This window comes from Phenylobacterium sp., from assembly GCF_025351295.1.
Taxonomy (GTDB): Bacteria; Pseudomonadota; Alphaproteobacteria; order Caulobacterales; family Caulobacteraceae; genus Phenylobacterium.
Window position 1 is genome coordinate 1 of sequence record NZ_JANXWD010000109.1, and the last position, 8964, is coordinate 8964.

At 67.2% G+C, this 8964-nt stretch carries 6 protein-coding genes and 1 pseudogene; 6 read left to right on the forward strand and 1 reads right to left on the reverse strand.

Going from position 1 to position 8964, the window contains the following annotated elements:
* Together Q0R13_RS15890 and Q0R13_RS15895 are read left to right on the forward strand one after the other, a co-directional pair.
* Nucleotides 1-2551 (forward strand): annotated as a pseudogene (locus tag Q0R13_RS15890) (DNA-directed RNA polymerase subunit beta'); the annotation flags it as partial.
* 185 nt (nt 2552-2736) lie between these two features.
* Entirely contained in the window at nt 2737-4650 is a 1914-nt protein-coding gene (locus Q0R13_RS15895) for an alpha/beta fold hydrolase (protein WP_293905654.1), read from the forward strand.
* Between the two features lie 4 nt (nt 4651-4654).
* Here Q0R13_RS15895 and Q0R13_RS15900 read toward each other — a convergent pair whose 3' ends face one another.
* Nucleotides 4655-5335, reverse strand: coding sequence for a hypothetical protein (locus Q0R13_RS15900; RefSeq protein ID WP_293905657.1), 681 nt, complete (start codon nt 5333-5335; stop codon nt 4655-4657).
* A 342-nt stretch (nt 5336-5677) separates the two neighbouring features.
* On the opposite strand from Q0R13_RS15900, the gene rpsL reads away from it, so the two are divergent.
* The 4 genes from rpsL to Q0R13_RS15920 form a co-directional block, all read left to right on the forward strand.
* On the forward strand, nt 5678-6049 hold the full coding sequence (rpsL, locus tag Q0R13_RS15905) for a 30S ribosomal protein S12 (RefSeq protein ID WP_293345753.1): 372 nt from the start codon (nt 5678-5680) through the stop codon (nt 6047-6049).
* A 12-nt stretch (nt 6050-6061) separates the two neighbouring features.
* Nucleotides 6062-6535, forward strand: coding sequence for a 30S ribosomal protein S7 (rpsG, locus tag Q0R13_RS15910; RefSeq protein ID WP_293905660.1), 474 nt, complete (start codon nt 6062-6064; stop codon nt 6533-6535).
* A 100-nt stretch (nt 6536-6635) separates the two neighbouring features.
* Nucleotides 6636-8714 (forward strand): elongation factor G, encoded by a 2079-nt coding sequence (gene fusA, locus Q0R13_RS15915; RefSeq protein ID WP_293905662.1) that lies wholly within the window; start codon nt 6636-6638, stop codon nt 8712-8714.
* A 109-nt stretch (nt 8715-8823) separates the two neighbouring features.
* The coding region (locus tag Q0R13_RS15920; protein WP_293903312.1) for a GTP-binding protein at nt 8824-8964 on the forward strand (141 nt) is incomplete at its 3' end.

Sequence of the window (8964 nt, forward strand, 5' to 3'; positions counted from 1 at the left end):
CAAGATCCGGGCGCGGCATTCGGAGATGGACGCCGACGGCAATCTGGTCCGCAAGGTCATCCAGACCTCGCCCGGCCGGATGAAGATCGCGGCCCTGTTCCCGCACCACCCGGCGGTCGGTCACCGGCTTCTTGAGAAGAACCTCACGAAGAAGGAAATCGCCAACCTGATCGACACCGTCTATCGGCACTGCGGTCAGAAGGCGACGGTCATCTTCGCCGACCAGATCATGGCGCTGGGCTTCCGCGAGGCGGCCAAGGCCGGCATCTCCTTCGGCAAGGACGACATCGTCATCCCGGCCCGCAAGGCGCCGATCGTCGACGAGACCCGCAAGCTGGTCGAGGAATACGAGCAGCAGTACGCCGACGGCCTGATCACCAAGGGCGAGAAGTACAACAAGGTGGTCGACGCCTGGGCCAAGGCCACCGACCGGGTCGCCGACGAGATGATGGCCGAAGTGTCCTCCGCCCCGATCGGGCCGGACGGCCGCCAGGGCGAGATCAACTCGATCTTCATGATGAGCAACTCCGGCGCCCGCGGTTCGCAGGCCCAGATGAAGCAGCTCGGCGGGATGCGCGGCCTGATGGCCAAGCCGTCCGGCGAGATCATCGAGACGCCGATCATCTCGAACTTCAAGGAAGGCCTGACCGTTCAGGAGTACTTCAACTCCACCCACGGGGCCCGCAAGGGCCTGGCCGACACTGCGCTGAAGACCGCCAACTCCGGCTATCTGACGCGCCGTCTGGTCGACGTGGCGCAGGACTGCATCATCACCGAGGAAGACTGCGGCACCACCCGGGGCATCACGCTCCGCGCGGTCGTCGAAGGTGGCGATGTGCTCGTCAGCCTGGGCCTGCGCATCCTGGGTCGGTTCGCGGCCGAGGACATCAAGGACCCGAACTCCAACGACGTCATCGTTCCCGCCGACAGCTATCTCGACGAGAACATGTGCGACCTGGTGGAGAACGCCGGCGTTCAGTCGGTGAAGATTCGCTCGGTGCTGACCTGCGACACCAAGGTCGGCGTCTGCGGCGCCTGCTACGGCCGCGACCTGGCCCGCGGGACCCCGGTGAACATCGGTGAAGCGGTCGGCGTCATCGCCGCCCAGTCCATCGGCGAACCCGGCACCCAGCTGACCATGCGGACCTTCCACATCGGCGGCACCGCCCAGGTGGCCGAGCAGTCGTTCTTCGAAAGCGCCAACGACGGCACCGTGAAGATCGACGGCGGCAACACGGTCATCGCCCCCGACGGCGCGCTCATCTCGATGAGCCGCAACCTGGCCCTGACGGTCCAGGTCGATGGCAAGGACCGCGAGGCCTACAAGGTGCCCTACGGCGCCCGGCTGCGCGCCAAGAACGGCGAGAAGGTCAAGCGCGGCCAGCGCCTGGCCGAATGGGACCCCTACACCACCCCGATCATCACAGAAGTGGGCGGCAAGGTGCGGTTCGAGGACCTGGTCGAGAACTTCTCGTTCCGCGAGGAAGCCGACGAAGCCACCGGCATCTCCAACCGCGTGGTCATCGACTGGCGCGCCTCCTCCAAGGGTTCGGACCTGCGTCCGGCCATGGCGGTGATCGACGAGAACGGCGCCTACAAGCGCCTGTCGAACGGCGGCGAGGCCAAGTACCTGCTGCCGGTCGGGGCCATTCTCTCCATCGCCGACGGCGATGAGGTGAAGCCTGGCGAGATCATGGCGCGGATGTCGACGGAAAGCGCCAAGACGCGCGACATCACCGGCGGTCTGCCGCGGGTGGCGGAGCTGTTCGAAGCGCGGCGTCCGAAGGACTGCGCGGTGATCGCCGAGATGGACGGCCGGGTCGAGTTCGGGCGCGACTACAAGAACAAGCGCCGGATCAAGATCACGCCCGAGGACGGCGGCGATCCCGTCGAGTTCCTGATCCCGAAGGGCAAGCACATCGCCGTCCACGACGGTGACGTGATCCGCAAGGGCGAGTACCTGATCGACGGCAACCCGGACCCGCACGACATCCTGCGGATCCTGGGCATCGAGGCGCTGGCCGAGTTCCTCGTGGACGAGATCCAGGAGGTCTATCGACTGCAGGGCGTGCCGATCAACGACAAGCACATCGAAACGATCGTCCGTCAGATGCTGCAGAAGGTCGAGATCCTCGATCCGGGCGATACCGGCCTGCTGAAGGGCGACCATCTCGAGAAGCTCGACGTGGAAGACGAGAGCGCCAAGGCCGAAAGCCGCGGCGGCCGTCCGGCCATCACCCAGCCGGTGCTGCTCGGTATCACCAAGGCCTCGCTGCAAACCCGCAGCTTCATCTCCGCCGCCTCCTTCCAGGAGACGACGCGGGTGCTGACCGAGGCCGCGGTCCAGGGCAAGAGCGACACCCTGGAGGGCCTGAAGGAGAACGTGATCGTGGGCCGCCTGATCCCGGCGGGCACGGGCTCGTACCTGCGCAACCTGCAGCGCATCGCCGCCAAGCGCGACGAAGCCCTGACCGCCAGCCGCGAGGAAGCCATGGAGCCGCTGCCCATGGAAATCGCCGACGCGGCGGTCGCCGAGACCATCGACGGCTAAGCCTCGACAGGCACGGTCACGCACAGGAACGGCCCGGGCGAAAGCCCGGGCCGTTTCGCGTTGGGGGCCAAGGCTTTGGCTCCTCTAGGCGCCGCGGGAGGAACGGCTAAGCTGCGAACTCCGGGGTGACAAGTTGGGGTGGCGTTATGCGCGGATTGGTGACGGCGGCCGCCGCGTTCGTTAGCATGGCTGCGCAGGCCTGGGCCGCGCCGCCGCCAGCGTCGGCCTTCGGGCGGGTGCCGGCCGTGGTGGACGCGGCGATCTCGCCAAATGGGCAGCGGATCGCGATCCTGGGCGGCCTGTCCGACCAGCGGATCGTCTCCATCGCCACTGTCGATCAGCCGGGGCTGCCGGTGCTGCAACTGGGCGGCGTGGAGGGGGTGCGGCTGCGCTGGGCGGGCGACGACTTCGTGGTGGCCTCCATCGCCTACTGGCGGGACGCCGGACCGCGCACGGCCTACCGGATCGAACGCCACATCGCTGTCGGGCCTGACGGCAAGGCGGTCTCACGGTTCTTCGACAACCTGTCGGCTTCGCAGTACCTGGTGGGCGGCCAGCCGATCATCGGCGTGACGGGCGCGTCGCCGGCGCGGGTGCTGATCAACGACCTCGCCGACAACGGCGGGCCGATGGGCGGGCAGGACACCCGGATCAAGCGCAAGGGCGTCGAGAACGTTAGCGTGCGCGCAATCTGGAGCATCGATCCTGCCACCGGCAAGGGCAAGATGACCGAGCGCGGCAACCCGGACACCAACAACTGGGACGTCGACCTGGCCGGCGAGCCGCGGGTGCGGACCGACGTCGACGAGATTAACCACCGGGTCTCGCTGTTTGGCCGCGCCAAGGGCAAGTCGCAGTGGTCGCCGCTTTGGCAGGGGACGTCGGCGGAGGACGACGCCAACTACTATGGCTACTCCGAGCCGGACGACGCGATATATGTGCTGCAGAACGAGAAACTGGTCCGCAAGCGCCTGGCAGACGGCGCCGTAGAGGCCGTAAGCGACGGCGGGCCGTCGCTGCGGTTGGTCTGGGACGAACATCGCAACGCCGCCGCTGGCGTCGCCTTCGGCGCGGAACGGCCGACGATACAGTGGCTCGACCCCGAGGTCGGCGCCGCCCACGGCGTGCTGGCGCGCGCCTTCAAGACCCAAAGCGTCGAGCTGGAAGGGTGGTCGAAAGACCGCACCCGGTTCCTGGCGCGGGCTTCGTCGCCGGGGTCGCCGGCCGTCTGGTACCTTTATGACCGGGCGCGCAAGGAGGTCTCGCCGCTGGGCGAGGAATATCCCGAGCTGAAGGGCGTGAAGTTCGGGCCGACCCGCTGGATCACTTACAAGGCGCGCGACGGGCTGGAGATCCCGGCCTACGTGACCCTGCCGCCGGACGCCCAGCCGGGCGCCAAGCTGCCGCTGATCGTGTTCCCGCATGGAGGGCCGGCGGCGCGGGACACCTTCGACTTCGACTTCATGGCCCAGTTCTTCGCCAGCCGCGGCTATGCGGTGCTGCAGCCCCAGTTCCGCGGCTCGTGGGGTTTCGGCCACGGCTTCGAGGACGCCGGCAAGGGCGAGTGGGGCGGCAAGATGCAGACCGACCTGCTGGACGGCGTCGTGGCCCTGGCGGCCAGCGGCGACATCGATCCGACACGGGTTTGCATCGTCGGCGCCAGCTTCGGCGGCTACGCGGCCCTGGCCGGCGCGGCGCTCCACCCTGAGGCCTACCGCTGCGCCGCCTCGATCGCCGGCATCGCCGACCTGGGCCAGTTCCTGATCGACGAGGGGCGGCTGTATGGCCGCGAAGGCGCCGGAGTTGAATACTGGCGCACCGAACTGGGCGTGGCCGACCGCGGCAAGCTGGAGGCCTGGTCGCCGGCCCGCCATGTGACCGACATCCGCGCCCCGATCCTGCTGATCCACGGCGACAAGGACACGGTGGTGCTGCCGTCTCAGTCGCAGCTGATGGCCGATCGGCTGAAGGGGGCGGGCAAGCCCTACGAGCTGGTCGTGCTGGCGGGCGAGAACCACTACCTGACGAAGTCGGCGACCCGGACACAGACGCTGGAGGCGCTGGAAACCTTCCTGGCCAAGAACCTGCCGGTGAACTGAGCGTCTAGAACGGGACCTTGAGGGTGGGTTTGTCGCTGCCGACCACCTTGCCGATGCCTTCGGCGGTGGCGCCGGGCAGGGTGCCGTCGCGGCCCACGGCATTGCCGTTGGCGCTGGGGCCGGCCCCGACGGTGCCGGGCCCGCCGGGCGCGCGCATGTAGCGAAAGTCGGCGTCCTTGCGGCGCGCCGCGGCGGCCAGAGCGCCGGCCTTGTCGGCGTCGATCCCCGTGCCGAGGTAGTCCGCCTGTTTCGCGCCGGCCGCCAGCTGGTCCTCGCAGGCCTCGCGCTCGGCGCGGCTGAGGTTCATCAGGCTGGCGTTGGCGCAGCCCAGCTTGCCGCGGAGCGCCCTGCCGGCATTGACCGCGATGGCGTCCTCCTGAGTCGGCGGGCTCACGATCCTTGGTCCCGGCGCGGTCGGCCCCGGGGGGCGAGGGGCGTCCAGCGTGGGCGCCACCAGCGGCGTCACCGGCAGGGGTTCCAGGGCGAAGGGCTGTGGGCGGCGGTGCAGGCGGATCGGCTGCGGCTGGGCGCCGGGTGCGGCGGCGGGGGGCGGGGTGCGCGGCATGATCAGCACCGGGATCACCGCCTCGGGCGGCCCGGAGGCATAGACCGGGACCCGCAGCCGGGGCGCGTGCAGGGCCAGCACCGCCAGAAGCGCGGCGTGGACGGCCACGGAGGCCGCCACGATGCTCGCCTTCCGGCTACGGCCAGCCGCCGCCATACTCTCTCCCGTCCCCGCGCAGCTGCGCCTCAAGGAGGGGCGAACGCGCGGCGATTTCATGGCCATGCGACGCAGGGCCCGCGCCGGGGGTTCCCAGATTGACGGGACGGCGCTTCACGACTATGTAGCGCGCTCTTTCGAGGCCGGGGATTCTTCCCGGCTCCGATGAGCCGCTCCCCGCAGGAACGCCGCCAAGGTGTCCCGGCGAGTTTTTGCGTTTCATGGGGTGGCCTCGAAACCACGACCACTGATCCCAACTGAGGCGCCTCGGCCTAACGGCACACGCCTCCACGCAAGCGAGACTAGATGCCGACAGTCAACCAGCTCATCCGTAAGCCGCGCCAGGACAAGCCTTCGCGGAACAAGGTTCCGGCCCTGAAGGGCTGCCCGCAGCGCCGCGGCGTCTGCACCCGGGTCTACACGACCACGCCGAAGAAGCCGAACTCGGCTCTGCGCAAGGTCGCCAAGGTCCGCCTGACCACCGGCATCGAAGCTGTGTGCTACATCCCCGGCGAAGGCCACAACCTGCAGGAACACTCGGTGGTCCTGATCCGCGGCGGCCGCGTGAAGGACCTTCCGGGCGTCCGTTATCATATCCTGCGCGGCGTGCTCGACACGCAAGGCGTCAAGGATCGTCGCCAGCGCCGGTCGCTCTATGGCGCCAAGCGGCCGAAGTAAGGAACGTAAAGCATGTCCCGTCGCCGTCGCGCAGACAAACGAGTTGTCCTTCCGGACCCGAAGTTCGGGGACCTCGTCGTCACCAAATTCATGAACTACGTGATGTACGAAGGTAAGAAGGCCGTCGCCGAGAACATCATCTACGGCGCCTTCGAGATCCTGGAGACCCGCCGCAAGGACCTGGGCCCGCTGGAGACCTTCCACACCGCCCTGGACAATGTGGCTCCGTCCATCGAGGTGCGCTCCCGCCGGGTCGGCGGCGCCACCTACCAGGTTCCGGTGGAAGTGCGTCCCGAGCGCCGCAAGGCGCTGGCCATCCGCTGGCTGGTGACCGCGGCGCGCAAGCGCGGCGAGAACACCATGACCGAGAAGCTGGCCGGCGAACTGCTGGACGCCTCGTCCAACCGCGGCTCCGCCGTCAAGAAGCGTGAAGACACGCACAAGATGGCCGAAGCCAACCGGGCCTTCTCGCACTACCGCTGGTAAGCCCTTCTACACTGAGCTTTCCGGCGCGGGCGGTTTGAGCTAAACCGCCCGCGCCGTTCGTTCAGGCCCCTACGAACAGCTTTATAAAGAGCGTCTAACGATGGCCCGCGCGCACCCGATCGCCGACTACCGCAACTTCGGAATCATGGCCCACATCGATGCGGGCAAGACGACGACGACCGAGCGGATCCTCTACTACACCGGCAAGAGCCATAAGATCGGCGAGGTCCACGACGGGGCCGCGACGATGGACTGGATGGAGCAGGAGCAGGAACGCGGCATCACCATCACGTCGGCCGCCACCACCGCCATCTGGAACGGCCACCGGCTGAATATCATCGACACCCCCGGGCACGTCGATTTCACCATCGAGGTCGAACGCTCGCTGCGCGTGCTCGACGGCGCCGTCGCGGTGCTGGACGGCAACCAGGGCGTGGAGCCGCAGACCGAAACCGTCTGGCGCCAGGCCGACCGCTACAACGTCCCGCGGATCGTGTTCGTCAACAAGATGGACAAGATCGGCGCCGACTTCCAGATGTGCCTGCGGACCATCCGCGAGCGCCTGGGCGTCAAGGCGATCCCGATCCAGCTGCCGATCGGTTCGGAAGCCGCCCTGAAGGGCGTCGTCGACCTGGTCCGCATGAAGGCCATCGTCTGGGACTCGGAAGGCTTGGGCGCGAACTACCACGACGAAGAGATCCCGGCCGACATGAAGGCGGCGTGCGACGAGGCGCGCCACTACATGATCGAGAACGCGGTCGAGCTGGATGACGACGCCATGGAGGCCTATCTGAGCGGCGAGGAGCCCTCGGTCGAGGTGATCAAGAAGTGCCTCCGCAAGGCTGTGCTGACCGGCGTCTTCTATCCGATCCTCGCCGGCTCGGCCTTCAAGAACAAGGGCGTCCAGCCGCTGCTCGACGCGGTGGTCGACTACCTGCCGTCGCCGGTCGACATCCCGCCGACCCCGGGCATTGACTTCCGCACGGAAGAGCCGGTGGTGCGCCTCGCCTCCGACGATGAGCCGCTGTCGGTGCTGGCGTTCAAGATCATGGACGACCCCTTCGTGGGCTCGCTGACCTTCTGCCGCATCTACTCGGGCAAGCTCGAGACCGGCATGGGCCTGTTGAACTCCACCCGCGACAAGAAGGAACGCGTCGGCCGCATGCTGCTGATGCACTCCAACAACCGCGAGGACATCAAGGAAGCCCACGCCGGCGACATCGTCGCCCTGGCCGGCCTGAAGGACACCCGCACCGGGGACACCCTGTGCGATCCCAACAAGTCCCCGGTGATCCTGGAAAAGATGAACTTCCCGGAGCCGGTGATCGAGATCGCCATCGAGCCGAAGTCCAAGGCCGACCAGGAAAAGCTGGGCGTCGCCCTGGCCAAGATGGTCGCCGAGGACCCGTCCTTCACCGTCCACACCGACCAGGAGTCGGGCCAGACGCGCCTGAAGGGCATGGGCGAACTGCACCTCGACATCAAGGTCGACATCCTGAAGCGCACCTACAAGGTGGAAGCCAACATCGGCGCGCCGCAGGTGGCCTATCGCGAGAGCCTCGGCAAGAAGACGGACATCGACTACACGCACAAGAAGCAGACCGGCGGCACCGGCCAGTTCGCCCGCGTGAAGATCAGGTTCGAGCCGGGCGAGCCGGGGTCGGGCTTCGTGTTCGACAGCACCGTGGTCGGTGGCTCGGTGCCGAAGGAATTCGTGCCCGGCGTCCAGAAGGGCATTGAATCCGCCAAGGACAACGGCCTGCTGGCCGGCTTCCCGGTGATCGACTTCAAGGCGACGCTGTATGACGGCAACTACCACGACGTCGACTCCTCGGTCCTGGCGTTCGAAATCGCCAGCCGCGCAGCGTTCCGCGAACTTCGCGAGAAGGGCGCGCCGAAGCTGCTGGAGCCGATCATGAAGGTCGAGGTCCTGACCCCGGACGAGTACATGGGCGACGTCATCGGCGACCTGAACTCGCGGCGGGGCCAGATCCAGGGCACCGAGACCCGAGGCAACGCGCAAGTGGTCACGGCCTTCGTGCCGCTGGCCAACATGTTCGGCTACATCAATACGTTGCGCTCGTTCTCACAGGGCCGCGCCTCGTTCACGATGCAGTACGACCACTACGATCCGGTGCCGCAAGTCGTCGCCGACGAAGTGATCAAGAAATACGCCTAGCGTTTTTCGTCCGAAAAACGCCAACTAAGAGTTTGAACGATCTCTTCGGAGATCGTTCGGGCCCCAACCCTAGTTTAGAGGACAAGCCCGGACAGGGCTGGAGCTTGAAATGGCCAAAGAGAAGTTCGAACGCAACAAGCCGCACTGCAACATTGGAACGATTGGTCACGTGGACCATGGGAAGACGACGTTGACGGCGGCGATTACGATGACGCTGGCGAAGAGCGGTGGTGCGAAGGCGATGGCCTAT